Genomic DNA, 25,698 nt, shown 5'->3' on the forward strand with positions numbered 1-25,698 from the left:
CTGCAGCGGTTCGCTGCCAAGGTAAACGACAACGGAGATCAGTGTGGCTAACGAAGATAAACGCGACTCTCAGGAGCAAACCGAACAGGCGGAGCAACAGGCTGAAGCCCAGACCGCCGAACAGGTCGAGGCTGAAACCGCGAACGGGAACGCCCAGGAGGGCGAGCAGCCCCGCGACGGTGAGGATACGGTCGAATCGCTGCGTGCCCGGTTGGACAGTCTGAACGCGGCGATGGAGGCGGCCAAAGAGCAGGTGCTGCGTTCCCAGGCCGAAGCTCAGAACGCCCGTCGCCGGGCGGATCAGGATATCGAGAAGGCCCACAAGTTTGGCCAGGAAAAGCTGGTGGTGGACCTGCTGCCGGTGGTGGACAATCTGGAGCGCGCGCTGGATTCACTGAATCTGGACGACCCGAGCTTCAAGGCGATCATCGAGGGCATTGAGCTGACGCACAAGTCCTTCATTGATGTGCTGGCCAAACACAAGATTGAGGCAATCAACCCCGAGGGCGAGCCCTTTGATCCGGAGCTGCACCAGGCGATGACCATGGTGGCGAATCCGGATGTGGAACCGAACACTGTTATTGACGTGTTCCAGAAAGGCTACACCCTGCACGGCCGGCTGGTTCGTCCGGCCATGGTGGTGGTGTCCAAGCCCGAGTAGGCATTTCTGCCCGCTGCCCCTTGAAAACGCGGCAAGCGGGCCAATATACAGAGTTAACTGATTCGAGGCGCGGCCGGCAGCGGCGGCGCCAAACACACGAAATCTGACGGGTGCACAGCGTTGCCCGGAGCAGAACGCACAACTTAGGAGATTTTTCATGGGTAAGACAATAGGCATTGACCTGGGTACAACCAACTCTTGCGTAGCAGTCATGGAGGGCGGCAAGCCCAAAGTCATCGAAAACGCCGAAGGCGATCGCACCACTCCGTCGATTGTGGCCTTTACCAACGACGGTGAAATTCTGGTAGGCCAGAGCGCCAAGCGCCAGGCGGTCACCAATCCGCACAACACCCTGTACGCGGTGAAGCGTCTGATCGGTCGCAAATTCAAAGACGAGGTGGTCCAGAAAGACATCTCCATGGTGCCGTACAAGATTGTATCGGCCGACAATGGTGATGCCTGGGTCGAAGTGAAAGGCGACAAGAAAGCACCGCCCCAGATCTCAGCCGAAGTGCTGAAGAAGATGAAAAAGACCGCCGAGGAATACCTGGGCGAAGAAGTGACCGAAGCGGTGATTACCGTACCGGCCTACTTCAATGACTCCCAGCGTCAGGCGACCAAAGACGCCGGCAAAATTGCCGGAATGGAAGTCAAGCGCATCATCAACGAGCCCACCGCGGCGGCACTGGCCTATGGTATGGACCAGAAGAAAGGCGACCGCACCATTGCGGTTTACGACCTGGGCGGCGGTACCTTTGATATTTCCATCATCGAGATTGCCGATGTGGACGGCGAGCATCAGTTTGAAGTGCTCTCCACCAACGGCGACACCTTCCTCGGTGGTGAGGACTTCGACCTGCGCCTGATCGACTACCTGGCGGCCGAGTTCAAGAAAGAGCAGGGCATTGACCTGCACAATGATCCGCTGGCACTGCAGCGTCTGAAAGAAGCGGCCGAGAAAGCCAAGATCGAGCTGTCTTCCAGCCAGCAGACCGAAGTGAATCTGCCCTACATCACCGCCGACAACACCGGTCCCAAGCACCTGGTGGTCAAGCTGACTCGCGCCAAGCTCGAGTCGCTGGTGGAAGAGCTGGTCGAGCGCTCCATCGAGCCGGTGAAAATGGCCATTAAAGACGCGGGCGTCTCGGTCAACGATATCTCCGATGTGATCCTGGTGGGCGGTCAGACCCGCATGCCGATGGTACAGAAGGCCGTTGCCGACTTCTTCGGCAAGGATCCGCGCAAAGACGTGAACCCGGACGAAGCCGTGGCCGTCGGTGCTGCCATTCAGGGCGCGGTTCTGGCCGGCGATGTGAAAGACGTGCTGCTGCTGGACGTGACTCCGCTCACTCTGGGCATCGAAACTATGGGCGGCGTCGCTACGCCTCTGATCGAGAAGAACACGACGATTCCGACCAAGAAGTCGCAGACCTTCTCGACCGCCGAGGACAACCAGACCGCCGTGACCATTCACGTGGTTCAGGGCGAGCGCAAGCAGGCCGCCCAGAACAAATCGCTGGGCCGGTTTGATCTGGCGGATATTCCGCCCGCTACCCGCGGCGTGCCCCAGATTGAAGTGACCTTCGACCTGGATGCCAACGGCATTCTGCACGTGGGCGCCAAAGACAAGGCTACCGGTAAAGAGCAGTCCATCGTGATCAAGGCCTCTTCCGGTCTGTCGGATGACGAAATCGAGCAGATGGTCAAAGATGCCGAGGCCAACGCCGAAGCCGACCGCAAGTTCGAGGAAGTGGTTACGGCGCGCAACTCGCTCGAAGGCCTGATCCACGCCACCCAGAAAACCGTGAAAGAGGCCGGCGATAAAGCCACCGACGAAGAGAAGTCCGCGATCGAAGAGGCGATCAAGGAAGCTGAGGAAGTGGTCAAGGGCGAAGACAAAGACGCCATTGAAGCCGCGACCAACAAGCTGACCGAAGCCTCCAGCTCGCTGGCACAGAAACTGTATGCCGAGCAGCAGGGCGCTGGCGCCGAGGGCGGAGCCCAGGAAGAGCAGCCCAAAGAAGACGATAGCGCGGTGGATGCCGAGTTTGAAGAAGTGAAGGATGACGAAAAAAAGTAACACCGTAGCCTCTGGTTTGACCTGAAAGGAACGGTTGCAACAAATGCGGGCTTGCCCGCATTTGTTGCGTTGTAGACATTGACAAATAAGCGACTGAAGCATGGCAAAACGCGACTATTATGAAGTCCTGGGTGTGTCCAAAGACGTCTCTGAAAAGGACCTGAAAAAGGCCTACCGGCGAGTGGCCATGAAACACCACCCTGACCGCAATCCCGATGACAAAGCGTCCGAAGAGAAGTTCAAGGATGCCAGCGAAGCCTACGAAGTCCTGTCCGACCCGCAAAAGCGTGCCGCCTATGACCAGTTTGGGCACGCGGGCGTGGACCAGAGTGGGGGCATGGGCGGTGCCGGAGCCGGCGGCGCTGGCTTTGGCAGCTTCAGCGATATCTTCGGCGATGTCTTCGGCGATATTTTTGGTGGTGGAGGGCGTGGTCGCGGCGGTCCCAGTCGTGGCTCGGACCTGCGCTATAACCTTGAGTTGAGCCTGGAGGATGCCGTTCGCGGTACCAGTACCACCATCAAAATACCCACGCTGGTCGCCTGTGACACCTGTGATGGCAGCGGTGCCAAAAAAGGCACATCTCCCAAAACCTGTACCACCTGTGGTGGCATGGGGCAGGTACGCATGCAGCAGGGCTTTTTCTCGGTCCAGCAGCCGTGCCCGACCTGTCGCGGCAAAGGCTCCATCATCACTGACCCCTGTGGCAGCTGCCACGGTCAGGGCCGGGTGGAAGAGACCAAGACCCTGTCGGTCAAGGTGCCTGCGGGCGTGGATACCGGCGATCGCATTCGCCTGTCAGGCGAGGGCGAAGCCGGCGCCGAGGGTGGCCCCGCTGGGGATCTGTACGTCGAAGTGCACGTCAAGCCCCACGAGATCTTCCAGCGCGACGGCAGCGATCTGTACTGCGAGGTCCCGGTAGATTTTGTCGATGCGGTGCTGGGCGGCGAGCTGGAAGTGCCCACCCTGGATGGCCGGGTCAAGCTGAAGGTCCCCGCCGAGACCCAGACCGGCAAACTGTTCCGGCTGCGTGGCAAGGGCGTGACGCCCGTACGCGGCGGCCCCCGCGGCGATCTGATGTGCCGGGTCGTGGTGGAAACACCGGTGAACCTGAGCAACAAGCAGAAAGATCTGCTGCGTGAGTTTCAGTCCACAATGAAGGGCAGCAAGAACTCGCCGCGCCAGAGCAGCTGGTTCGATGGCATGAAGAACTTCTTTGGCGACATGAAGATTTAAGGGTACCTCCAACCGTTCAGTGTCGTCTCTGCGCGAGTCCACTGGCACCCAGTGCGGTGCCAGTGGACTCGCCTGCCTATCCCCCCATGCATGACCCTCCGCAGTACATTTCGGTGTCGACCTGTTTGCTATATAAAAAACTTTTCCCTATTGAAAATTTGGGCTGATAGTGGTCGAATCGACATTAATCCGTTTATTATCGTATCTTTACGGCGCTGACACTCCTCGCACGGTAGAGATATGCCGCCGGTGATGCCATAATCGGCCAGCTGCGATTACTGACAGCGCTGTCGGTTGCACTTATGCGCCGCAAAAATAAACACGGCAAGATTTGTGGATGCTGGCTCGGTCTCGCTCCATCAGGAGTGGTTTTCCGGCATCCGGTTGATAACCCACCAAACATATGGGGGAGCCAATAATGAAGACGATGAAAGGGCCCGCACTATTCCTGGCCCAGTTCGCCGGCGACGAAGCGCCGTTCAATACCCTCGAAAACGTCGGCCAATGGGCCGGCAGCCTCGGTTTCAAGGGCGTTCAGATCCCCTCCTGGGACAAGCGCCTCTTTGACCTGGAAAAAGCTGCCGAGAGCCTGGATTACTGCCAGGAGGTGAAAGACACTCTGGCCAAGTACGGGGTGGAAGTGACCGACCTGTCAACGCACCTGCAGGGCCAGCTGGTGGCCGTACACCCGGTGTACGATGAAATGTTTGACGGCTTTGCGCCCCCCGAGCTGCACGGCAAGCCGGACGAGCGCCAGAAGTGGGCGGTCAACCAGCTGATGCTGGCGGCCAAGGCCAGCAAGAACATGGGTTTCAAGACCCACGGCACCTTCTCCGGCGCACTCCTGTGGCCGTTCATGTACCCCTGGCCCCAGCGTCCGGCCGGCCTGGTGGAAACCGGCTTTGCCGAGCTCGCCAAACGCTGGCGCCCGATTCTGGACGCCTTTGACGAGGCGGGCGTGGATCTGTGTTACGAAATCCACCCGGGTGAAGACCTGCACGATGGCGCCACCTTTGAGCGCTTCCTGGAGGCGGTGGACTACCACCCCCGCGCCAATATTCTGTACGACCCCAGCCACCTGGTCCTGCAACACCTCGACTACATCGGCTTCCTCGAGCGCTATATCGATCGCATCAAGATGTTCCACGTCAAGGATGCCGAGTTTAACCCCAGCGCCCGCCAGGGCGTTTACGGCGGCTACGAGGGCTGGGTCGAGCGCGCCGGTCGCTTCCGCTCGCTGGGCGATGGCCAGACCGACTTCAAACGTATCTTCTCCATCCTGACCGCCAACGACTTTGACGGCTGGGCCGTGATCGAGTGGGAATGCGCCCTGAAACATCCCGAAGCGGGGGCGGAAGAAGGCGTGAAGTTCGTCAATGACCATATCATCCGTGTCACCGAAAAGGCGTTTGATGATTTCGCCGGCGGTGACGCCGATGAGCAGAGCAACCGCCGCATTCTGGGCTTGGGAGGTAAATGATGGCCGACGCACGTATTCGTTTAGGCATGGTCGGCGGCGGTCGCGGCGCCTTCATTGGCGGTGTCCACCGTATCGCGGCGCGCATCGACGACCGCTACGAACTGGTGGCCGGGGCCCTGTCCTCCAAGCCGGACGTCGCCAAAGAGTCGGCCGATGATCTGCACATTGCCCCGGATCGCTCTTACGGCTCCTACGAGGAGATGTTCGAAGCTGAGGCCAAACGCGACGATGGCATAGAGGCGGTGGCGATCGTCACGCCCAACCACATGCACTTTCCGGTCGCCAAGGCGGCCCTGGAAGCCGGAATCAACGTCATCTGCGACAAGCCTGTGACCCGCACGCTGGAAGAGGCGCTGGAGCTTCAGCAGATTGCCGCCAAGAGTGATGCCTTCTTCGCCCTGACCCACAACTACAGCGCCTATCCGCTGGTGCGCTACGCGCGCGAGCTGGTGGAGCGCGGCGAGCTGGGTAATATCCGTCTGGTTCAGGTGGAGTATCCCCAGGAGTGGCTGACCGAGGCGCCCGATGCCGACAATAAGCAGGCGGCCTGGCGCACCGATCCCAAGCGCTCCGGCAAGGCCGGCTGTCTGGGCGATATCGGTACTCACGCCTTTCAACTGGCGACCTTCATCTCCCACCAGGAGCTGGATGCAATCAGCGCCGATCTGACGGCCTTTGTACCCGGTCGTGAAGTGGACGACAATGTTCACGCCATGATGCGCTTCAAGAGTGGCGCCAAGGGGATGCTGTGGACCAGTCAGGTCGCCCCGGGTTGTGAAAACGGGCTGCGGGTGCGCATCTACGGCGACAAGGCCGGGCTCGAGTGGGCCCAGGAAAAACCCAACGAAATGTGGCTCACGCCCCTGGCCGGTCGCCATCAACGTATCACCCGGCGCGACGACAACATCGACAGCGACGTGGCGGTGCGCGGTATCCGCACACCGTTCGGGCACCCCGAGGGCTACCTCGAAGCCTTCGCGACGCTGTACACTGACGTCGCCGATGTGCTGGTCGCCAAACGCAAGGGCGAGAGTCATCCAATGGCTCCCTGGATTCCGGGCATTGAAGCCGGGGTTCAGGGCATGCGCTTTATCCAGGCGGTCATCGACTCGTCTGAAGCGGATGGACGCTGGACACCTTTGTCTTCTTGATAGCAGTAACCACAGACGGGCGAGTTCGCCCGAAACGGTCACGCCCCGCTGGCAGCCGCTTGCGGGAGCGTTGATAACAATAATGAGGATGTGTTTATGAGTACAGCCACTGTCGATGCCAACGGCATCAATCGCAAGCGGTTATTTGTGGGGGCCTGCATCGCCCTGTTTCCCACTGCGTTTTCTTTCGCCCTGCTGGGCGGTATTCTCGGCCAGCTCAAAACCGAGTTCATTTTGACCAACGCCAGTATTGGCATGATCGGGGGTGCCGTACTGTGGGGCATGGCCCTGTCACTGATTTTCGTGGCTCCCTTTCTGGAGAAAGTTGGCCTGAAGGCGGCCGCAACCGGCGCCTTTTTCAGCCATTTGATTGGCGTGAGCGTGGTGTTGTCCGCCTACTTCGTCGCCGGCTCGCCCAGCGGCTACTGGGTCCTGTTTCTGGGCGCCATTGTCATGGGTGTCGGTAATGGCCTGATTGAGGCGGCCGGTAACCCCATGACCGCCGCGCTCTATCCCGAGCGCAAGACGGTCAAGCTCAACCACTTTCATGCCTTTTTTCCCGGTGGCATGGTGGTCGGCGCATTGCTCGGTTTTGCCATGTCGCAGATTGGTGATATCGGCTTCGTCAACCTGGGCCACTGGACCATTCACATCGCGGTCATGTACATCCCCATCATCATCTATGGCGTGATGCTGTTGCCCATGAAGTTCCCGAAAACAGAAACGGCCGAGGCGGGCGTGCCGGTGAAAGAGGTTCTGCTCTACACTCTCACCCACCCGATCGTACTGCTGTTGATTGTGATCAAGATGGTCACTCTGTCGCTGGAGCTGGGGCCCATGCGCTGGATTCCGGATGTGCTGGAAAATGCGGGCATGCACGGCATGTTGGTCTTCGCCTGGTTGACCGGGTTGATGGCGGTATTGCGGTTGTTTGCCGCACCTTTCGTCGAGCGACTGGCCCCCACTGGTCTGCTGTTCTGTGCGGCGGTTTTGACCGGCGTCGGCCTGATTCTGTTTTCGGTGTTTGAGTCCGGCATGGTCAAACTGCTGTTCGCCGCCACCGTCTTTGCCTTTGGTGTGGCCTTCTTTTTCCCCACCATGGTAGGCCTGATGAGCGAGCGTTTCCCCAAGGCCGGTTCCGTGGGCATCGTGCTGATGATCGGTGCTGGTATGGGCGTCTCCGGTACCATGCAAGGCCAAATGGGTGTAGTGGCCGACAGCTATATGCCCGATGCCCTTGATGAGCAACGCACGGTTGCCATACTTGAGCGGGTCGACGAACAGTTCCCAAGGTATCTGTCCCAGGCCGAGCAGGCTTCCGGGGATGTGGATGAACTGGCCGAGCTGGGCTATCTGCCCGCTGACGTGGAGACCGTGATCGAGCGCAACGAGATCGCTCTGAATCATTATCGTGAAGAGGGCGAACTCGATGGTCCCCTCACCGGTAATGCCCTGCGGGCGGTGCTTGATTCGAACATTCCCGAGGCGGCCGAGCTGCGGGAAGAAGCGGGCGCGGTTCTGCGGCCGGCCGACAACTACGGCGGTCGTATGGCTTTCCGCTGGGTGGCACCGATCGCTCTGATCGTGGCGGCCTTCTTTGCAGGCATGTTCATCTATGACCGCAAGCGCGGCGGTTATCGCGCCGTCAAGCTGGAACGAGGTGAAGCCGGTACCGGCGGTGCCTGATCATCGCTTCGCTCAGTGAGCTTGACGAAAAAGGGGCCTGTAAAGGCCCCTTTTTTGTTCTCGTGTCATCAGGTTTGAGCGGCGGAGTGTCGAGACTCTGAGCCAGCGCGGAGTCAGCGCGTCCCCGGGCTCCAACATTCCAAAAACATCACGACGAACCCTGGCGCTGGCGAATGGCGGTTTCTATGCCGTCGGCGTCCAGCCCGTGGCTGGCCAACTGGTTTTTCTGGCTGTCGTGTTCGACAAACTCGTCGCGAAAGCCCAGTGGCAGCCAGGGAATTTGAATGCCCTGGCTGGCCAGGTGCTCACCCACCGCACTACCGGCACCGCCGGCAATGGCATTTTCTTCCAGGGTGACCAGCAGTGAATGGAGCCCGGCCATGCGCTCGATCAATTCAGTATCCAGGGGTTTGACGAAGCGCATGTCGCACACGCTCGCATCCAGTCGCTCGGCGACGGTCAGGGCTGTGGCCAATGACGCCCCAAAGTTGAGAATGACCACTTCCTTTCCTTCACGCACTTCGCGGCCCCGGCCAATGGGGAGGACCTCCATGGTCGTCTGTATGTCCGCGCCCGGTCCGGTACCGCGGGGGTAGCGTACGGCGGCGGGGCCCTGGTGCTGCCAGGCGGTGTAGAGCAGCTGCCGGCATTCGTTCTCGTCGCTGGGCGCGGCCACCACCAGGTTGGGCAGGCAGCGCAGGTAAGTCAGATCAAAGCTGCCGGCGTGGGTCGGGCCGTCCTCGCCCACCATGCCCGCCCGGTCAATGGCAAAGGTCACATCCAGATTCTGGATGGCCACATCGTGAATCAACTGATCGTAGGCGCGCTGCAGGAAGGTGGAATAGATCGCCACCACCGGCTTCTGACCCTCGCAGGCGAAGCCTGCCGCCAGAGTGACCGCGTGCTGTTCGGCGATGGCCACATCGAAAAAACGCTCGGGAAAGCGCCGGGCAAAGTCCACCATGCCCGAGCCTTCACACATGGCCGGTGTAATGCCGATGAGCCGCGGGTCCCGCTCGGCCATGTCGCAGAGCCAGTCGCCAAATACTTTCTGATATTTGGGTCCGGAGGCCTTTTTCTTGACCTTGGCACCGGGCTCGAGTTTGTTCAGCGCGTGATAGCCCACCGGATCGTCTTCGGCGGGGCCAAAGCCTTTGCCTTTGCGGGTGATGATGTGCAGCAGTTTGGGGCCTTTGACCTCGCGCAGATTGCCCAGGTAGTCCACCAGGCTGGTCAGATCATGGCCATCGATCGGGCCCACATAGTTGAAGCCCATCTCCTCGAACAGCGTCCCGGGCGACATGAAACCCTTGAAGTGCTCCTCGGTCCGGCGGGCGAACTCCCAGGCGGAGGGGATCTTGGTGAGAATCTGCTTGCTGCCCTCGCGCAGGGAGTTGTAGAACTTGCTGCCCCAGACCTTGGACAGGTAGGTCGCCAGCCCGCCGACGTTGGGAGAGATCGACATATTGTTGTCGTTGAGAATCACCAGCATGTCGGTATCGGTGTGGGCGATATGGTTGAGCGCTTCAAAGGCCATACCGGCGGTCATGGCGCCGTCGCCGATGATGGCGGCGGTCTTGCGCTCGCTGCCGGTCATGGCGCTGCCCATGGCCATGCCCTGGGCCGCGCTGAGCGAGGTGCTCGAGTGCCCCACGCCGAAGGTGTCGTAGTCACTCTCACCGCGTTTGGGGAAACCCGCCAGTCCGCCGCCCTGGCGAATGCTGTGCATCTGTTCGCGCCGGCCGGTCAGGATTTTGTGCGGATAAGTCTGATGGCCCACGTCCCACACCAGCCGGTCTTCCGGCGTGTGATAAATGTAGTGCAGGGCGATGGTCAGCTCGACTACGCCCAGTCCCGCGCCGAAGTGCCCCCCACTTTGCCCCACGGTATACAACAGGTAGGCACGCAGCTCCTCGGCCAGCTGGGGGAGCTGTCGCTCCTTCAGGGCGCGTAGCTGGGCCGGGTCGTCGATGCTGTCCAGCAGCGGCGTCTCCGGGCGGCTTGTCGGGATTTCATCAAACATGGGTCGTATCATTATTGGAAAGGGGCCATTGTAGGGGGCTGAAGCGCGGTTGCCTAGTGACGGGGCGCACTCGTTCAGTGACCGCGATGGACTATATACCGGGCCAGCGCGCGCAATGGATCAGCGTCGGCGCCCAGGGGATCCAGGGCGGCCAGGCTTTTTGCCAGCAGCTCCTCAGCCTTGCTCCGGGCGCCTTCCAGTCCGAGCAGCGAGACGTAGGTGGGCTTGTGCCGGGCACTGTCGGCGCCCTGGCGCTTGCCCAGCGTGGCGGTATCGGCGGTGACATCCAGGATGTCATCCTGTACCTGAAAGGCGAGTCCCGTACAGAGCGCGAATTGATCCAGGCTCGCGTGCTGCTCCGGTCCGGCGGAGCAGGCGAGGGCCGCCATGCTGACACTGGCGCGGATCAGGGCGCCGGTTTTGTGTTGGTGCATGCGCTCCAGATTGGCGAGGTCGAGCTCCTGGGCCACAGCGCCCAGGTCAATGGCCTGCCCGAGCACCATGCCCTGGGCGCCGGCGGCGCGGGCCAGTGCCCGTACCAGCCCGATGCGCTGCTCGGCCGAGAGCTCCGGCGCGTCGGCCACCAGCTCGAAGGCCAGGGCCTGCAGGGCGTCGCCGGCGAGAATGGCCGTGGCCTCGTCAAAGGCAATATGGCAGCTGGGTTGCCCACGGCGCAGATCATCGTCGTCCATGGCGGGCAGGTCGTCGTGAATCAGGCTGTAGGCATGAATGCACTCCAGCGAAGCCGCCACGCTGTCCAGTGCCGGCCCCGGCGCCTGCCCCAGAGCGGCCGCACTGGCGTAGACCAGAGTCGGGCGGATGCGCTTGCCGCCGTTGCTCAGGCTGTAAGCCATGGCCTGCGCCAGGGCGGGCTGCTGTGGGTCGGGCTCGGGGAGGACATCCTTGAGGATGCGCTCGATACGCGCCTGCCAGTGCCCGGTGTCAGGGGGTGACGCCGGGCTCATTCGGTGTCGCTCTCGGGGGCATCAAACGGCTCGAGGCTGATCTGCCCCTGTTGTTCCATCAGGGTCTGCACCTGCTGCTCGGCGGCGCTGAGGCGTTCCTGACACTCTCGAGTCAGCTGTATGCCCTGCTCAAAGGCCTTGAGGGACTCTTCCAGAGAGAGCTCGCCCTGCTCCATCCGGGTCACCAGCGCCTCCAGGTCGGTCAGGGATTGTTCGAAGTCCACGGACTTCTTCTTCGTGGGCATGGGACACCTTGTCGATTGATTCTTGAGGTTAACCGGGCGAGAAGAGTGAAGAAATCCCGACGCCGGCCGATAGCCCGGGAAGACTATCGTTATTCGCAACGGGCGCAATTATAAACCGACTACTGCTAAGATGCAGTCCTATCGGTTGATTTGTCTGTGAATTGAGCATGGCGGGCCACTGGCCGTCAGTCCTTAGTGTGAGGAGTTACCTGTGGATTTAGCAACCCTCGTCGGGATCATCGGCGCTCTGGGCCTCATCATCGTCTCCATGGTGCTGTCGGGGGATCTCGGCATTTTCATCAACGCGCCCTCACTGGTGATTGTGGTGGGGGGCACGCTGTTTGCCGTGATGGCGAAATTCAGCCTCGGGCAGTTTTTCAGTGCATTGAAGGTTGGCGCCAAGAGCTTCTTTTACCGCTCCGATGATCCGGGCGAACTGATTGAGGAGATTGTCGAGCTGGCCGATGCGGCGCGCAAGGGCGGGCTCCTGTCGCTGGAAGGCAAGGAGGTCAGCAGCAAATTTCTGGAAAAGGGCATCCAGCTGCTGGTCGATGGCCACGATCCGGAGGTGGTCAAACTGATGATGACCAAAGACCGCAATCTGGCCGATGAACGCCATAACAGCGGGGCGTCGATTTTCTCCGCCCTGGGCGATGTGGCGCCGGCCATGGGGATGATCGGCACCCTGATCGGTCTGGTGGCCATGCTCTCCAATATGGATGACCCCAAGGCCATCGGCCCGGCGATGGCCATTGCGCTGCTGACCACGCTCTACGGCTCGCTGTTGGCCAACGTGGTGTTCAACCCGATCGCCGACAAGTTGCGTCTGCGCTCGGGCGAGGAAATGCTGACCAAGAGTCTGATCATCGATGCGCTGTTGGCGATCCAGAGCGGCCAGAACCCCAGGGTGATCGAATCGATGCTGCTCACTTACCTGCCCGAGCGCAAGCGCGATATTGAAGATCCCGGAGCCGCCTAGGAGACCCCCCGATGACGGATGACGATAAACCCCGTAAGAAGGGCGGTCCACCACCTCTGCCAGCCTGGGTCGCAACCTTTGCCGACCTGATGGCGCTGCTGCTGGTGTTCTTTGTACTGCTGCTGTCCTTCTCGGAAATGGACGCAATGAAGTTCAAGCGTCTGGCCGGCTCCATGGCCCAGGCCTTCGGGGTTCAGGCCGAACTGAAGGTCGATGAAGTGCCCAAAGGGACCAGTATCATCGCCCGGGAGTTCAGCCCCGGAAAGCCGGAGCCTACGCCCATCAATGAGATTTTCCAGAGCACGGACGATGCCACCCAGATGAGTCTGGAGGTGTACTGCGCCGAAGAGTTCGATATTCAGCAGGGCGACCCGGACTACGATGACTCGGCGCGCGAGCAGTTGCAGCAACGCCTGGAGGAATTGGTCCGGGAAACCGAACAGGATGCCATGGCCCTGGCCGAGCGCCTGCAACCGCAGATCTCGGCCGGGCAGATTGAAATCGAGACCCGGGGGCGGCAGATCATCATCCGTATTCGCGAGCAGGGCTCCTTCCGCTCCGGCTCGGCCGAACTGGCGGAAGACTATTACGATGTGCTCGATGAGATTCAGGCGGTGCTCATGCTCCAGCCCGGCGGTATCAAGGTTCAGGGACATACCGACAATATTCCCATCAACTCCGCCCGCTTTCGCTCCAATTGGGAGCTGTCGGCGGCCCGCGCGGTGTCGGTGGCCCATCAGTTGATGCGCGGAGACTATATCGATCCCGACCGGTTTGAGGTCACCGGCTTTGCCGATACCCGGCCTCTGGCCCCGAATGACAGCGCAGCCAACCGCGCCCGCAACCGCCGGGTGGAGGTCGTCATTCGCCAGGGCCTGGAGGATGAGCTGGAGGAGGACGAAAAAGAACTGCTCCAGTCCGAGGGGGAAAACCTGATGCGCGATATGGATCTGTCGCCGGATTACCGGTTTGAGCTGGAGCCGGAGGAAATCTTCTGATCCGCCCGGCGACCCGAGGTGCAGCAGTCGGCTTTGTGCGATATCTCGCACAAGCAATTCCGCCATTGTCCACTGGAGTCCGGTTGCTCATCCGCGCATAATGTTTTGTAACGGATACGCACTGGACGCACGGCAGGGAGCTGAAGGGAGGCGTGCCCCAGGCTCAGGACGAGCCCATCCTGTAAGCTGGTAGCCCCCGCGATAACCCCCTATCGCGGGGGTTTTTTATGCCTCCCGTCCCCATACCCCCGATCGCGACAAAATACTGGCACTTTTGACACAATCGCGTCATAGTAGGACTGCACAGTATCGGTAGTACGATTTTTCGCCGGTAAGCGCCCGAAGCTGGTAGCCCCAGGCTCCATTAGTCGGCTTTTGTGCAGCGCGCCGCGCGTCACTGGAGGTGTCGATGGAAGCGCGTATTCTGCGACTCAATATCGCCGGTCAGCCCATAGAGTGGCTTCACTGGAAAGATGCGGTGTGCCTTTACGCCCGCGATCTGGTTCAGTGGACATTGGGTGGGCATGTGAGGCGTGTCTATGGCGGGCATTCTCGCACGAGTGGCCTGCGTACCCAGATTGACCTGCCGGCGATCATCGCCTGCGGCGGCAACCGGCTCGCCCGAATGCGGCTGGTGCCCCCACTGACCAATGCCGCCCTGTTCGCCCGCGATCATCATCAATGCCTCTACTGTGGCCGTGTTTTCCCCTCCACCTCGCTCTCCCGTGACCATGTCCACCCCATCAGTCGCGGTGGTCGCGATCGGTGGAACAATGTGGTGGCGGCATGCAAACGCTGCAATCAGCACAAGGGCAACCGGTTGTTGACCGAAGTGGGAATGGAGCTGTTGGCGCTACCCTTTTGCCCCAATACCGCCGAGTACCTCGCGCTGATCAACAGTGACCGGATCAGGGGTGACCAGATGGAGTTCCTGCGGCCGCAATTCTCCCGTCGCCGCGACTGGGCCGGCCTGGATCCCATTTTCGGTTCGGCGCGAGCGAGTCACTGAAACCGGGTGAGCAAACCGCGCCGTTGCTCCGATAGCCATTCCAACGATTGGCTTGCCTCCCACTGCGTTCGATCTGGAAGTGTCAGTCGACGATCTCCTGTCCCCGGTACATCCGTTTGGTGCGCGGTTTGGACTGATCGGGGTCTTCCTTGGGCGGCGCATCCTCCAGTGTGACCTGGCCGCGATAGACCTTGGTGACCTGCCGGGGCCGGCCAGCCGCGTCTGCAGCTTCCGCCTCGTGTCGGGCATCGCTCAGGGCGTGGTCCCAGGGGGCGCCCGCCAGTTGGAGCAGCTCTTTGATGAGTGTCTGGCAGATCACGTCCTTGCTGCTGCGGTGATGGGCTACAAGTTCGTCCAGAAGCTCCGGGTTGGCGAGTTTGACGGAGGGTTTCAGGTCGGCGCGCACGCGCCGGCGAATCTCAAACACCAGTTCGATCATGGGCTTGGTGTACTGCATTCCGATCTCCGGTCAATAATGACATGTGGGGCGAGAGGGAATACTGCAAAAATCTGGCCATAACCGGTTGTGGTTGGTCGGCTGAGCGATGAGGGATGTCGATTTGGGGTATATACGCCAAGTAGGTGGTTTGAGCTTGCTTCACGTCCGGCCCGCTTTGAGGTGGACTGTTTCAAGACACGTGGCAAGTACGTCCCTGTAACTCGTCAACACTAGTCCCGCGGTTGACGGTCTTGAAACAGTCCACCTCAAATCGGTCCTACGAGCCTTGTAGAGACTTTCCCTCCAGAAACATCTTGGTAATGGATACCCTATTTGTCAGGTGCGCTGTCGCTTACCAGACCTACGTGATCGCATAGTGGGTTCTACATAGTGCGGAGGGCCGATCTGGGGTAGGTTCTTCCCGGACCGTCACCGACAGGATGTCGGTGGAGAGGCCCCATGGATGGGTTTACGCCGTGTCCGGGAAGAACCTAGCCCTGAGCGGCCCGGACGTGAAGCTACCCACACCTTTCTATCTGGGATATACCTCAAAGAGAACCAAGAGTGATGCAACGATGAGCGCTTGCCCTCAGGGACTGAGCCAATGTAAACCATCCTGACGGGCAGGCGCCTCAAAATGGTGCAACCTGATTTAATACTGCTGCTCAGGCTGCTCGATCCGGGCGTAGACCTCGCTGCTGCCGTCGGTCTTCAATAGCAGCACATCGTAAGGATCGAAGCGATCGCCCATTTCCATCCCGGGGCTGCCCACCGGCATGCGGGGGACGGCCAGGCCCAGGGCATTCTCGGGCGGGTTGTCCAGAAACTGTTGAACCAGCTTGGCAGGAACGTGACCCTCGAAAACATACCCCGACTCCGAGACGCCGGTGTGGCAGGAGCCATACTGAGGCGCAATGTTCAGCTCGGTCTTCTTGGTCCGCATGTCATCCGGGTGCTCGGCCGTTGTCTGAAATCCCTTCTCTTCCAGGTGGACAATCCAGTCCTCACAGCAGCCACAGGTCGGGCTTTTATAGACGGTCAGCGTCTGGGCTTGCGGCTCGCGGGCCTCGGCGCTCTGGCTGGTGTCGGCGCTCTGAGAGGCCGTCTCCTGCTCCACACTCTGTTCGCCGCAGGCGCTCAGCGCGAGAGCGAGGAGGGTAGCGGTGATGATTCTGAAGCTCATGATCAGTCTCCCAGTCGATGATCCATACTGCGTGAGGGTTGTTGGCAGCGGCTGTCGCCTATTACCTGAGCGGGGACCCCGGCCGCGATCTTGCGGGGCGGCACCGATTTGAGCACCACGCTGCCGGCCCCGATGGTGGCGCAGGCGCCGATCTCGATATTGCCCAGGATCTTGGCGCCGGCGCCGATCAGCACCCCGCAGCGCACTTTCGGGTGCCGGTCGCCGCTCTCCTTGCCGGTCCCCCCGAGCGTGACCGACTGCATGATGGAGACATTGTCCTCCACCACTGCGGTCTGACCAATTACAATGCCGGTGGCGTGATCAAACATGATGCCTTCGCCAATATGCGCGGCCGGGTGAATGTCCACGGCAAAGACCACCGAGATCCGGTTTTGCAGAAACAGCGCCAGTGACTCCCGCCCCTGTTGCCAGAGCCAGTGAGCGACCCGGTAGGCCTGAAGGGCGTGAAACCCCTTGAAATAGAGGAAGGGAGTGCTGGAGGAGTCGCAGGCCGAGTCGCGCTCATTGATGGCCAGCAGGTCCGCCCGCACCGCCCGGCCAATGCCCGCATCGGCGCCCAGCGCCTTCTCGATCACCTCGCGCATCAACATGGCGGGCATGGCCGGGCTGTCGAGCTTGTTGGCCAGGTGGAAGCTCAGCGCCGCCTCCAGGGTATCGTGGTTGAGAATGGTGGTGTGCAGGAAGCTCGCCAGTACCGGCTCTGCACGCGCCTGCTCATGGGTCTGGCGGCGGATGTCATCCCAAACGGGATCCTGGATGGCAGGGGCGGCAGTCATGGGGGGTCCTGCTGTATAGTGAATGAATTCGATGGGTGCATTATTGGGCTTGTGCCTCCGGATTTCCACCCCTCTGGACTAAACTGGAGGGTAATGTCGTTTTGGTCGGCTGCAGGTTTATTCATGTTGAAGAAGTTACAACCCCGCCATGTCTTGTGGCTGTCGCTGGTGGCGGCGCTGGCGACCATGGCCCTGAAAACCCTGGCCTGGGACCTGACCGATTCGGTTGGGTACCTCTCCGATGCCATGGAGTCGGTTGTCAACCTGCTGGGGGCCGGTTTTGCCCTGGCGATGTTCACCTATGCCCGACGCCCGGCCGATGCCGGCCATCCCTACGGACACGGCAAGGCCGAGTATTTTTCCGCCGCCTTTGAGGGCGGCATGATTTTTCTCGCCGCCGTGGCGATTCTGATTGCCGCCGGTGAACGGCTGTTTTCCCCCGAGCCGATCAAGTCGCTCAATGTCGGCACCACCCTGATTGTGGCGGCGAGCCTGATCAATTTATTCGTGGGGCGGTTGTTACTGCATCACGGCAGAGTCCACCGCTCCCCGGCTCTGGAGGGCGATGGCCGCCATCTGATGACCGACGTCTGGACTACCGTGGGGGTGGTGCTTGGGGTCGGGCTGGCACAGATCACCGGCTTTTACTGGCTCGATCCGGTGGTGGCCATCGGGGTGGCATTGCATATTCTGCACGAGGGCTGGGGACTGTTGGCCCGTTCGGCCAATGGGCTGATGGACCGGGCCCTGAGTCCGGATCGGGTCAGTGAGGTGGAGCGGGTGCTGCGCGAGCACGAGCCCGCCGGCTGCGCTTTCATCCGTTTGCGCACCCGTGCGGCCGGCGCCCAGGAGTTTGCCCAGGCGGACCTGCAGGTCCCCGGCGACTGGAGCGTGAGGCAGGCGCACGATCTGGCGGACGCGGCCGAGCGGGCGTTGCGCACCCAGGGCGTGAAGCTGAGTGTCCACATCGAGCCGGTGGGCAGTCACGGGACTCACGCCGCGTAAAACCACACCACGTAAACCAGGGCGGCGCAATCAGGAAGCTTTGACTTCGCTCACCAATGTCTGCAGCGGGCGCGAGTGAAACTCCCGTCGATAGAGCACGATCACCACCAGCGTGGTGGCGAGGATGAACAGCCAGGCATTGAACAGCCAGGGCAACAACGACAGCGAAAAGTAATAGGCTCGCAGTCCGTAGTTGTAGCTGTGGCCGGCCTGATCGATGACTTTGGCGGCGCTGCTGGCGTAGCGCCCCCGCTCCTCCTGAGTGACCTCGGCATCGTCGTGGAGCGGCGCGGCACCCAGAAGAATCGAGCTGAAGCCGTATTGACGCACGGCCCAGGTCAGGGTGAAAAACGCATAGACATAAATGGCGAGCAGTAACAGAATCTTGAATTGCAGCTGCCTTGGGGTCATTTCGGTGTTCACGAACGGCAGCGCCGTCAGGGTCACGTGCACCTGGTCAACCGAGGCCATGATGGTGATCAGACCCGCAATCACGAAGATGGAGGTCGAGGCGAGAAATGTGGTCTGGCGCTCCAGCCCGGCAATCAGGGCGGTATCCCCGATGCGGTTCTCCCGGCGCAGCATGGCCTGCATCCAGCGCTTGCGATAGATCTGCAACACCGAAGACAGGCTGTAGGAAATGCGGGCCCGGTGGCGGGCAAAGCTGGCATAGCCGATCCACAGGGCAAAAAACCAGATGACGGCCGCCAGATTCAACAGATTGTTTGACACGATCGTTGTGCTCCGTTTACAGGTAGCTGGAAAACAGCCAGAAAAAAGCGTCGCGCACTCGCTGCCAGAACGGGCGTCCGTCCAGCTCATTGAGGGTAAGTCGGTGACTTTCGGCAATGGCCCGCTCAATGTGCGCACGCATGTGACTGGCCAGCTCGGCATCAAATATCTCCACGCCCAGCTCAAAGTTAAGGCGCAGACTGCGGGCATCCAGGTTCGCCGAGCCCGCCATCACATAATGATCATCCACCACCACCAGCTTAGTATGGGCGAAGTGGGGCGGTTTGGCATAGACCTCAATGTCCCACAGCACCAGCTCCCAAAGCATATTGCGCGTGGCCCAATCGACAAAGCGCAAGTTGCTTTTTTCGGGGATCACCACCTGCACCCGTACTCCGCGCAGCGCGGCGGCCTGCAGGGCCGAGACCATTTCGTGATTGGGCAGAAAGTAGGGCGTCATCAGCACAATCCGCTCCCGGGCGGCGCAGAAGACGCCGGTCAGGGTCATGGACAGGTGGTTGAGGTTGTCGTGGGGGCCGTCATCGATCACCCGGCACAGGGTGTTGCCTTCGGGTGGCGTTGATTGCTCGGGAAGATCAATGGGCCGTTTGGTCACCAGTTGCCAGTCACGCTCAAACAGGCGGCGCAGTTCGGCCACCACCGGCCCCCGGGCGAGAAAATGCAGGTCCTCGGTCGGCTCGGGATTGCCCGGGTCGTCGACCATGTGACGAGGGTCGATATTGATGCCGCCAAAAAAACCGACCCGGTCATCAATCACCGCAATTTTGCGGTGATTGCGCATGTTGATGTCCAGCGATGGGGGGATCAAGGCGGGCGGCGTGAACAGTGCCAGGTGAACTTTGGTCCGGCGCAGCGCCCGCACCGAGCGACGCAGAGAATACCAGGTGCCCACGCCATCGAGCAGCACATACACGGGCAGCCCCCGATCGGCCGCCCGGGCCAGGGCGGCAATGACCTCGCCGCCGACGCCCCTGTCGGAAAACAGGTAGGAGGACAGGACCACCGAATACTCTGCCTTTTCGATCGCTTCCAGCAGCCGGGGAAAGAAATCCTCGCCGTTGATCAGGGGGGTGAAGTGGTTGCCCGCCAGCAGCGGGCTGCCTGTGGCACGGCCGCCAACCACGGCCAGATGGGGCCGGGGAAGCTCCCGGCTGAGCGGGTCGGGCGCGGTAGACGGGGCCCGTGTGGCGCGTTCGTAGCCGAAGCGGCCCTCGGGAAAGCGTCGGCCGGTGAACAGTTTGGCCTTGGCACGCAGCCGGTTGATGCCGAAGATGTAATAGAGCAGGGGGCCGGCCACGGGAAACAGGAAAATGACCCCGATCCAGCCCAGTGCGGCCTTGTTGTCGCGCTTGCAGGTTAACGCATGGACCGCCGCCACGGGCATAATGATCAAATGAAACAGGGCGATTAGCCAGTAGAGCATGAGGGCTCCATTCTCAAAAACGGGTTTGGGCTCTATTGTGAACCGCTCTATCCTACCGCAATTGGGGCGGTAATAGCGTGACAGGAGAACGTCTGATGCATCAGCCCACCTGGATCAGCCACCGGGGTTACTGCCTCGAGGCGACCGAAAATACGGCCGAGTCGTTTGATGCCGCCCTGGCACTGGGTTTCACTCACCTGGAAACGGACCTGCGCAGTACCGCCGACGGCCACCTGGTGCTCGCTCACGACGACGATCTCTCCCGCGTTTCGGGAGAAGCCACCAAAGTGACCGAGGCGAGCCGGGCCGAGCTGGAAGCGCTGACCCTGCGCGGCGGCGAGCGATTGTTGTTTTTCGATCAATGGTGGCGGGCATTCGGTCGCTGGCGCTGGATACTGGATATCAAACCCGAAGCCGGTGAGCGCACCCTGGAGCTTCTGGACCAGTGGTCGCACAAGCCCGACGTGGCCGAATTTCTGAACCAGCGCGCCCGCTTTCTGTTCTGGGACCGGCAACAGCAGTCCCGGTGGCAAAACCGTCATCCCGGTGCAGAGTGTATGGCCTCCGTCGGTGAATGTCGTCTTGCCGGGGTGGCCTGTCAGGTCGGCCTGCCGGCTCTGGGCGGGCTGCAGCCGGGGCGCAGTTACGCGCTGCCGCCCAAACTGGGCCGGGTTCCACTGTTATCGCCCACCGTGGTGGAGCGCTATCACCGCCAGCGGGCCCGGGTCCTGGCGTATCTGCCGGAGAGTGAGCCGGAGGTGGACCGGGCTCTGGACTCCGGCGCCGATGAGATCCTGACCAATCACCAACCCCGGAGCTGACAGATCTGATAGAGTGTGGTCCCGGTTTTATCCCAAGGACCCTATTACATGAATAATTCTTCACGGAGTCTGAAAGACGATTTCGATGCTCTGACCAAAGACCTGCCCTCCGGCGGCGCCGCGATTGTGCTGGTCCCCATTGCCCTGATTGTGATCTGGGGCCTGTTTACCAGCTTTTACACCGTCCAGCCCGAAGAGCAGGCAGTGGTCAAACGTTTCGGCGCGGTGGTCGAGATTACCGACCCGGGCCTGCACTTCAAGCTTCCCTTCGGGATCGACAAGGTCCAGCGCGTGGCCTCGGCCCGGGTACTCAAACAGGAGTTTGGCTTTCGCACTGCGGCCACCCAGGGCAATGAAGCCACTCGCTATTCCGATCGGGATTATTCCGCCGAAGCCATGATGCTGACCGGCGATCTGAACGTGATCGATGTGGAGTGGGTGGTGCAGTATCGCATTCAGGACCCCATCAAGTATCTGTACCAGCAGCGTGAACCCGATACCACCCTGCGTGACATTTCCGAGTCGGTCATGCGCCGGGTCGTGGGCAACCGTCTGGGCTCGGAAGTGCTGACCGTCGGCCGGGTCGAGATTGCCGAGGGCGTGCGCGAGGAGATCCAGACCATCATGGATTCGTACGAGTCGGGCCTGCACATCATCACCGTGGAGCTTCAGGATGTGGTGCCGCCCCAGGCGGTGCGCCCGGCGTTCAACGAGGTCAATGAGGCTCGCCAGGAACGCGAGCGCATGATCAACGAAGCCACCAAGCGGGCCAATCAGCAGATTCCCCGGGCCAAGGGTGAAGCACAGCGACTGGTCGCCGAGGCCGAGGGCTACGCCACCGAGCGGGTGAATCGCTCCTATGGCGAGACCGCCCGCTTCCGGGCCATGTTGCAGGAATACCGCAATGTGCCGGAGGTCACCCGGGCGCGGATCTACCTGGAGACCATGGGCGAGATTCTGCCCAACGTCGGGCAGGTCATTATGGTCCAGGACGATCAGGCCGGGCCCTTCCCGCTGATGAATATTCGCGATTCCCGCCAGGAGGTGGCCAAATGAAAAAGCTGATTTTTGGTGTGATTGTACTGGCGGTAGCCGTCGTTGCCCTGTCCTCGGCCTACGTGGTGGATGAAGCGGACCAGGTCATTATTGTCCAGTTTGGTGAGCCCCAGGGCGATGTGGTCGATGAGCCCGGCCTGCACTGGAAAAAGCCGTTCATTCAGGAAGTGCGACGCTTTGACAAGCGTCTGCTGATCTGGGATGGCGATGTCACCCAGATTCCGACTCTTGGGCGCGAATTCATCCAGGTGGATACCACCGCCCGCTGGCGCATTGTCGACCCTCTGCAGTTTCTGCGCAGTGTGCGCGATGAGCGCGGCGGTCGCACCCGTCTGGACGACATCATTGATTCGGTGGTGCGCGATATCATTTCCGGTACGGAACTGGAGGAGATTGTCCGCTCCGGAGACTGGGACGTGGATGTCGATGATCTCGATGAAGTTGAACAGGAGCGTGATGATGTGGTGCTGACCGAGCGTCCCAAGCTGGGCCGGGAAAGACTGGAGTCCGAAATCCTCACCAGTGCTTCCAAACAGATGACGGAACTGGGCATTGAGCTGCAGGATGTGCGCATCAAACGCATCAACTACATCGATTCGGTTCGCCGGCAGGTGGAAAACCGCATGATTTCCGAGCGCCAGGCGATTGCCGCACGCTTCCGGGCCGAGGGTGAGGGCCGCAGCCTGGAGATTACCGGTGAAATGGAAAAGGAGTTGCGCCGGATCAATTCGGAAGCGGCGCGCGAGGCGGAAGAGATTCGCGGCGACGCCGATGCCGAAGCCATCAAAATCTACGGCGAGGCCTTCGGTGCGGATCCCGAGTTCTATTCCTTCTTGCGTACTCTGGAGACTTACAAGGCGCTGGGGGACAACGCCACTCTGATGATCCAGGCCGACTCGGATTTCTTCCGCTACCTGGAAGATACCGAGCAACGTTAAAACCGAACAGTACTAATCAGAAGAGCGCCAGCGGCGGCTCATCCAGAGCCGCCAGCTGCTCGCGCAGCTCCAGAATATGCTCGCCCCAGTAGCGCTCGCTGTTGAACCAGGGGAAGCTTTTGGGAAAGGCCGGATCCTCCCAGCGACGCGCCAGCCAGGCGCTGTAATTCATGATGCGCAAGCTGCGCAGCGCTTCAATCAGATTCAGCTCGGCGAAGTTGAAATCACAGAACTCCTGATACCCCTCGATGATTTCCGACAGTTGCGCGGTCTGCTGTTCCCGCTCGCCGGACAACAGCATCCAGAGATCCTGCACCGCCGGCCCGTTGCGGGCATCATCGAAGTCCACAAAGTGGGGGGCATCGCCGCGCCAGAGTATGTTGCCCGGGTGGCAGTCGCCGTGCAGGCGGATGGGGGTGTACTCGGTCTGCTCGAAAATGCGCTCAATGCGCGCAATCAGATCCGCACCCAGGGTCTCATAGGAGGGACGCAGACTCTGGGGAATAAAATCGTGGCCAAGCAGAAAGTCGTAGCTGTCGCGGGCGAAACTCTGCACATCCAGAGTGGGGCGGTGGGTAAAGGCGCGCGTGCAACCCAGCGCATGAATCCGACCCAGCACCCGCCCGAGCGTGAGCAGCTGATCAAAGTCATCCAGGTTGGGGGCGTGACCGCCCTGGCGTGGGTAGAGGGCAAAACGGAAGCCCTGGTATTCGCGCAGCGTGTGGCCATCGGCATCGGGGGTGGGGGGCACCACCGAGACTTCCAGATCCAGCAGATCCCGGGTGAAATCGTGCTCTTCCTGAATCTGGGCGTTACTCCAGCGCTCGGGGCGATAGAACTTGGCGATCAGGGGTGGGCCCTCTTCCATGCCCACCTGATAGACCCGGTTCTCATAGCTGTTGAGCGCCAGAATACGCATATCACTCAAGTGGCCGCTGCTCTCCACCGCATCCAGTACCAGATCCGGCGTCAGCGACTCATAGGGATGTGCCTGTGTTTCGCTCATAGAACCCTCTCCCAAAAACCGCATTGTAGCGGTTATGGGAGAGGGTTTCTTCTCAATCGAGCGAGCGGCTACCCCAGATGGCGACGCCGGCTTCGGAGAGGGCGCTGAAGGTCACCACAAACTCCTGTTCGGACGGGCTCCAGAGACGGGCCGCCACGCCTTCAAAGGTACCCTCGCCGTCCAGCGTAATGGTGATATCGTTGTCGGCATTCAGGGTCCAGTCGCCGCTGGCTTCACCGGAGATCATGCCGCCTTCTTCCAGCTCGACCGTGATCGACTGCTTGATCTCGGAGGTGATGTCCTTCCCGTGGTTGACCAGTTCGTAGGTGCCGGGCAGGTCCGCCTCGACCACGGCTGACTCTACCGGCTCTTCCGACTCGGAGGTCGGTACATAGCGGTGCGGAGCCACCACCGGCCAACCGTCGGCATTCATGAACATCTCGTGGACACGCACTTCGTGCTGTTCGCCGCGACCCGGGAAGCGGGTGTGGAAGAACAGCAGGTGCTTGCCGGTCTCTCCTTCGTAGTAGGCCGAGTTGTGCCCCGGAGAGACGTAACCGTCACCGCCGTCGGCGAACCGGAAGTTGCCCATCAGCTTGACCGCACCGTCTTCGATCGAGGCGTCGTCAAAAATAGGCAGGCTCGGGTCGGACTTCACGTTGGCCACGTCATTACCTTCGTAATCCAGGTAGGGGCCGTCGGGGGAGACCGAGCGGGCGACGCGGATATTGTAGGCACCGTTGGCGTCCAGACCGCCAAAGGAGCTGTACAGATAATAGTACTTGGATTCGGGACTATAGAGCACGTATGGGGCTTCGATCCGGCTGTGGTTGCCACCGATCAGGTGAGTGCCATAGCCCTGGTCCGGCAGCGGAAAGCCGGTGTTCGGATCCATCTGCAGGATGAACAGGCCGCCGGAGTAGGAGCCGTAGGTCATCCAGAGTTTGCCTTCGTGATCGTAGAAGGTGTGCGGATCGATCACGTTCGGGTGAACTCGGGGGTCGTAGTTATCGGCGATATAACCCTCGGTCACCGCGCCGGCCTCAAGGGCGCTCTCGGACTCCCAGCCGGAGCGCAGGAAGATTCCCAGATCTTCGTAGGGGCCTTCGATGTTGTCGGCCACGGCAACCCCCATCGCCGACTGCGGCGCGTCGCCCCGGCAGGCGTTGTAATACATGTAGAAGCGGCCATCGATTTCCAACTGAACGATATCCGCCGCCCAGAGGGTGTTGGCATCGGCCCAGCCCAGGGCATCGGCCAGCTCGACGGTAACATCGTCAAACAGTGGGTTGGCCGCCGTAACGCCATCGGCGACTCGCTGCCAGTTCATCAGATCACCGGTTTTGGCGGCCGAGAGGTGCGAGCCGATCACATAGTACTCGCTCTCCACTTTGATGACGGAGGGATCGTGTACGGCAATATTGGTGAAAGTCGGCTGAACACTGCCGCTGCCGTTTCCATTGCCGTTGCCATTACCATTGGCCGGATCAGGGTTGCTGTCACCACTGCCTCCGGAGCCGCCACCGCAGGCGGCCAGCATGATTGACAGTGCCAGGGCACTCAGGGGGCCACGGGCCTGTTGCGTGAAATTTGACATGTTTTATACCTCGAGCAAGCGATTGTCGGAGTTGTTATCGTTTAATCCTAGCATATGGTAATATCGTCATACAAAACAAAAATTGTGAGTTTTAACACGTCTGTGCGTTTGAGCCTGCGGCCGCTTTCGCCCATCAGTGAGAAGATCCCCGCTTGGGAATCAACCCGGA

23 protein-coding genes are annotated in these 25,698 nt (G+C 60.8%); 13 read left to right on the top strand and 10 right to left on the bottom strand.

Annotated features, from left to right (window positions below):
• Positions 1 to 43: 43 nt before the first annotated feature.
• The 6 genes from grpE to AAE484_RS06505 all read left to right on the top strand — a co-directional run bounded on the left by grpE (position 44) and on the right by AAE484_RS06505 (position 8,292).
• On the top strand, positions 44 to 661 hold the full coding sequence (gene grpE / locus AAE484_RS06480; protein ID WP_341937542.1) for a nucleotide exchange factor GrpE: 618 nt from the start codon (positions 44 to 46) through the stop codon (positions 659 to 661).
• 157 nt (positions 662 to 818) lie between these two features.
• The gene (gene dnaK, locus AAE484_RS06485; protein WP_341937543.1) at positions 819 to 2,741 is read left to right on the top strand and encodes a molecular chaperone DnaK; all 1,923 of its coding nucleotides are present in this window, start codon (positions 819 to 821) and stop codon (positions 2,739 to 2,741) included.
• Between the two features lie 100 nt (positions 2,742 to 2,841).
• The gene (gene dnaJ / locus AAE484_RS06490; protein ID WP_341937544.1) at positions 2,842 to 3,975 is read left to right on the top strand and encodes a molecular chaperone DnaJ; all 1,134 of its coding nucleotides are present in this window, start codon (positions 2,842 to 2,844) and stop codon (positions 3,973 to 3,975) included.
• Positions 3,976 to 4,393: 418 nt separating this feature from the next.
• On the top strand, positions 4,394 to 5,455 hold the full coding sequence (locus AAE484_RS06495; RefSeq protein WP_341937545.1) for a sugar phosphate isomerase/epimerase family protein: 1,062 nt from the start codon (positions 4,394 to 4,396) through the stop codon (positions 5,453 to 5,455).
• On the top strand, positions 5,452 to 6,606 hold the full coding sequence (locus AAE484_RS06500; protein WP_341937546.1) for a Gfo/Idh/MocA family protein: 1,155 nt from the start codon (positions 5,452 to 5,454) through the stop codon (positions 6,604 to 6,606). The genes AAE484_RS06495 and AAE484_RS06500 overlap by 4 nt, the downstream gene beginning before the upstream one ends.
• 96 nt (positions 6,607 to 6,702) lie before the next feature.
• On the top strand, positions 6,703 to 8,292 hold the full coding sequence (locus tag AAE484_RS06505) for an MFS transporter (RefSeq protein ID WP_341937547.1): 1,590 nt from the start codon (positions 6,703 to 6,705) through the stop codon (positions 8,290 to 8,292).
• A gap of 148 nt (positions 8,293 to 8,440) precedes the next feature.
• Here AAE484_RS06505 and dxs read toward each other — a convergent pair whose 3' ends face one another.
• The 3 genes from dxs to AAE484_RS06520 form a co-directional block, all read right to left on the bottom strand.
• A complete protein-coding gene (dxs, locus tag AAE484_RS06510) occupies positions 8,441 to 10,315 on the bottom strand; it encodes a 1-deoxy-D-xylulose-5-phosphate synthase (RefSeq protein ID WP_341937548.1) in 1,875 nt (624 codons plus the stop codon).
• Positions 10,316 to 10,389: 74 nt separating this feature from the next.
• Positions 10,390 to 11,280, bottom strand: coding sequence for a (2E,6E)-farnesyl diphosphate synthase (ispA, locus tag AAE484_RS06515; protein ID WP_341937549.1), 891 nt, complete (start codon positions 11,278 to 11,280; stop codon positions 10,390 to 10,392).
• Complete coding sequence (locus AAE484_RS06520; protein WP_341937550.1) at positions 11,277 to 11,525, bottom strand: exodeoxyribonuclease VII small subunit; 249 nt, start codon at positions 11,523 to 11,525, stop codon at positions 11,277 to 11,279. The genes ispA and AAE484_RS06520 overlap by 4 nt, the downstream gene beginning before the upstream one ends.
• A gap of 211 nt (positions 11,526 to 11,736) precedes the next feature.
• Between AAE484_RS06520 and pomA the strand changes: the two genes are divergently transcribed.
• From pomA to AAE484_RS06535, 3 genes are all read left to right on the top strand, one after another.
• Entirely contained in the window at positions 11,737 to 12,504 is a 768-nt protein-coding gene (gene pomA, locus AAE484_RS06525; RefSeq protein WP_341937551.1) for a flagellar motor protein PomA, read from the top strand.
• A gap of 11 nt (positions 12,505 to 12,515) precedes the next feature.
• Positions 12,516 to 13,502, top strand: a complete 987-nt coding sequence (locus tag AAE484_RS06530) for a MotB family protein (RefSeq protein ID WP_341937552.1) — start codon at positions 12,516 to 12,518, stop codon at positions 13,500 to 13,502.
• Between the two features lie 409 nt (positions 13,503 to 13,911).
• Entirely contained in the window at positions 13,912 to 14,511 is a 600-nt protein-coding gene (locus AAE484_RS06535) for an HNH endonuclease (protein WP_341937553.1), read from the top strand.
• An 82-nt stretch (positions 14,512 to 14,593) separates the two neighbouring features.
• Here the strand turns inward: AAE484_RS06535 and AAE484_RS06540 are convergent, their stop codons facing one another.
• The 3 genes from AAE484_RS06540 to cysE all read right to left on the bottom strand — a co-directional run bounded on the left by AAE484_RS06540 (position 14,594) and on the right by cysE (position 16,930).
• Positions 14,594 to 14,968: a hypothetical protein gene (locus AAE484_RS06540; protein ID WP_341937554.1), complete on the bottom strand. Its 375-nt coding sequence runs from the start codon at positions 14,966 to 14,968 to the stop codon at positions 14,594 to 14,596.
• A gap of 634 nt (positions 14,969 to 15,602) precedes the next feature.
• The gene (locus tag AAE484_RS06545) at positions 15,603 to 16,133 is read right to left on the bottom strand and encodes a DUF411 domain-containing protein (RefSeq protein WP_341937555.1); all 531 of its coding nucleotides are present in this window, start codon (positions 16,131 to 16,133) and stop codon (positions 15,603 to 15,605) included.
• Between the two features lie 2 nt (positions 16,134 to 16,135).
• Entirely contained in the window at positions 16,136 to 16,930 is a 795-nt protein-coding gene (cysE, locus tag AAE484_RS06550) for a serine O-acetyltransferase (RefSeq protein WP_341937556.1), read from the bottom strand.
• A 123-nt stretch (positions 16,931 to 17,053) separates the two neighbouring features.
• Between cysE and AAE484_RS06555 the strand changes: the two genes are divergently transcribed.
• Positions 17,054 to 17,935 carry a cation diffusion facilitator family transporter gene (locus tag AAE484_RS06555; RefSeq protein WP_341937557.1) on the top strand — a complete coding sequence of 294 codons (882 nt, stop codon included), beginning with the start codon at positions 17,054 to 17,056 and terminating at the stop codon, positions 17,933 to 17,935.
• Between the two features lie 30 nt (positions 17,936 to 17,965).
• On the opposite strand, the gene AAE484_RS06560 is transcribed toward AAE484_RS06555, so the two are convergent.
• On the bottom strand, positions 17,966 to 18,667 hold the full coding sequence (locus tag AAE484_RS06560; protein WP_341937558.1) for a DUF599 domain-containing protein: 702 nt from the start codon (positions 18,665 to 18,667) through the stop codon (positions 17,966 to 17,968).
• Between the two features lie 16 nt (positions 18,668 to 18,683).
• On the bottom strand, positions 18,684 to 20,111 hold the full coding sequence (locus AAE484_RS06565) for a phospholipase D-like domain-containing protein (RefSeq protein ID WP_341937559.1): 1,428 nt from the start codon (positions 20,109 to 20,111) through the stop codon (positions 18,684 to 18,686).
• A 95-nt stretch (positions 20,112 to 20,206) separates the two neighbouring features.
• On the opposite strand from AAE484_RS06565, the gene AAE484_RS06570 reads away from it, so the two are divergent.
• From AAE484_RS06570 to hflC, 3 genes are read left to right on the top strand one after another with little or no spacing between them, the layout of a single operon-like run.
• Positions 20,207 to 20,932, top strand: coding sequence for a glycerophosphodiester phosphodiesterase (locus AAE484_RS06570; RefSeq protein WP_341937560.1), 726 nt, complete (start codon positions 20,207 to 20,209; stop codon positions 20,930 to 20,932).
• A 48-nt stretch (positions 20,933 to 20,980) separates the two neighbouring features.
• Positions 20,981 to 21,988: an FtsH protease activity modulator HflK gene (gene hflK / locus AAE484_RS06575; protein WP_341937561.1), complete on the top strand. Its 1,008-nt coding sequence runs from the start codon at positions 20,981 to 20,983 to the stop codon at positions 21,986 to 21,988.
• On the top strand, positions 21,985 to 22,926 hold the full coding sequence (gene hflC / locus AAE484_RS06580; protein WP_341937562.1) for a protease modulator HflC: 942 nt from the start codon (positions 21,985 to 21,987) through the stop codon (positions 22,924 to 22,926). The genes hflK and hflC overlap by 4 nt, the downstream gene beginning before the upstream one ends.
• A 16-nt stretch (positions 22,927 to 22,942) precedes the next feature.
• Here hflC and AAE484_RS06585 read toward each other — a convergent pair whose 3' ends face one another.
• Complete coding sequence (locus AAE484_RS06585; RefSeq protein ID WP_341937563.1) at positions 22,943 to 23,932, bottom strand: serine/threonine protein kinase; 990 nt, start codon at positions 23,930 to 23,932, stop codon at positions 22,943 to 22,945.
• A gap of 52 nt (positions 23,933 to 23,984) precedes the next feature.
• Positions 23,985 to 25,529, bottom strand: a complete 1,545-nt coding sequence (locus AAE484_RS06590) for a glycoside hydrolase family 43 protein (protein ID WP_341937564.1) — start codon at positions 25,527 to 25,529, stop codon at positions 23,985 to 23,987.
• Between the last annotated feature and the right edge of the window lie 169 nt (positions 25,530 to 25,698).

The sequence above is a fragment of the Marinimicrobium sp. C2-29 genome (assembly GCF_038419845.1).
Classification (GTDB): Bacteria; Pseudomonadota; Gammaproteobacteria; order Pseudomonadales; family Cellvibrionaceae; genus Marinimicrobium.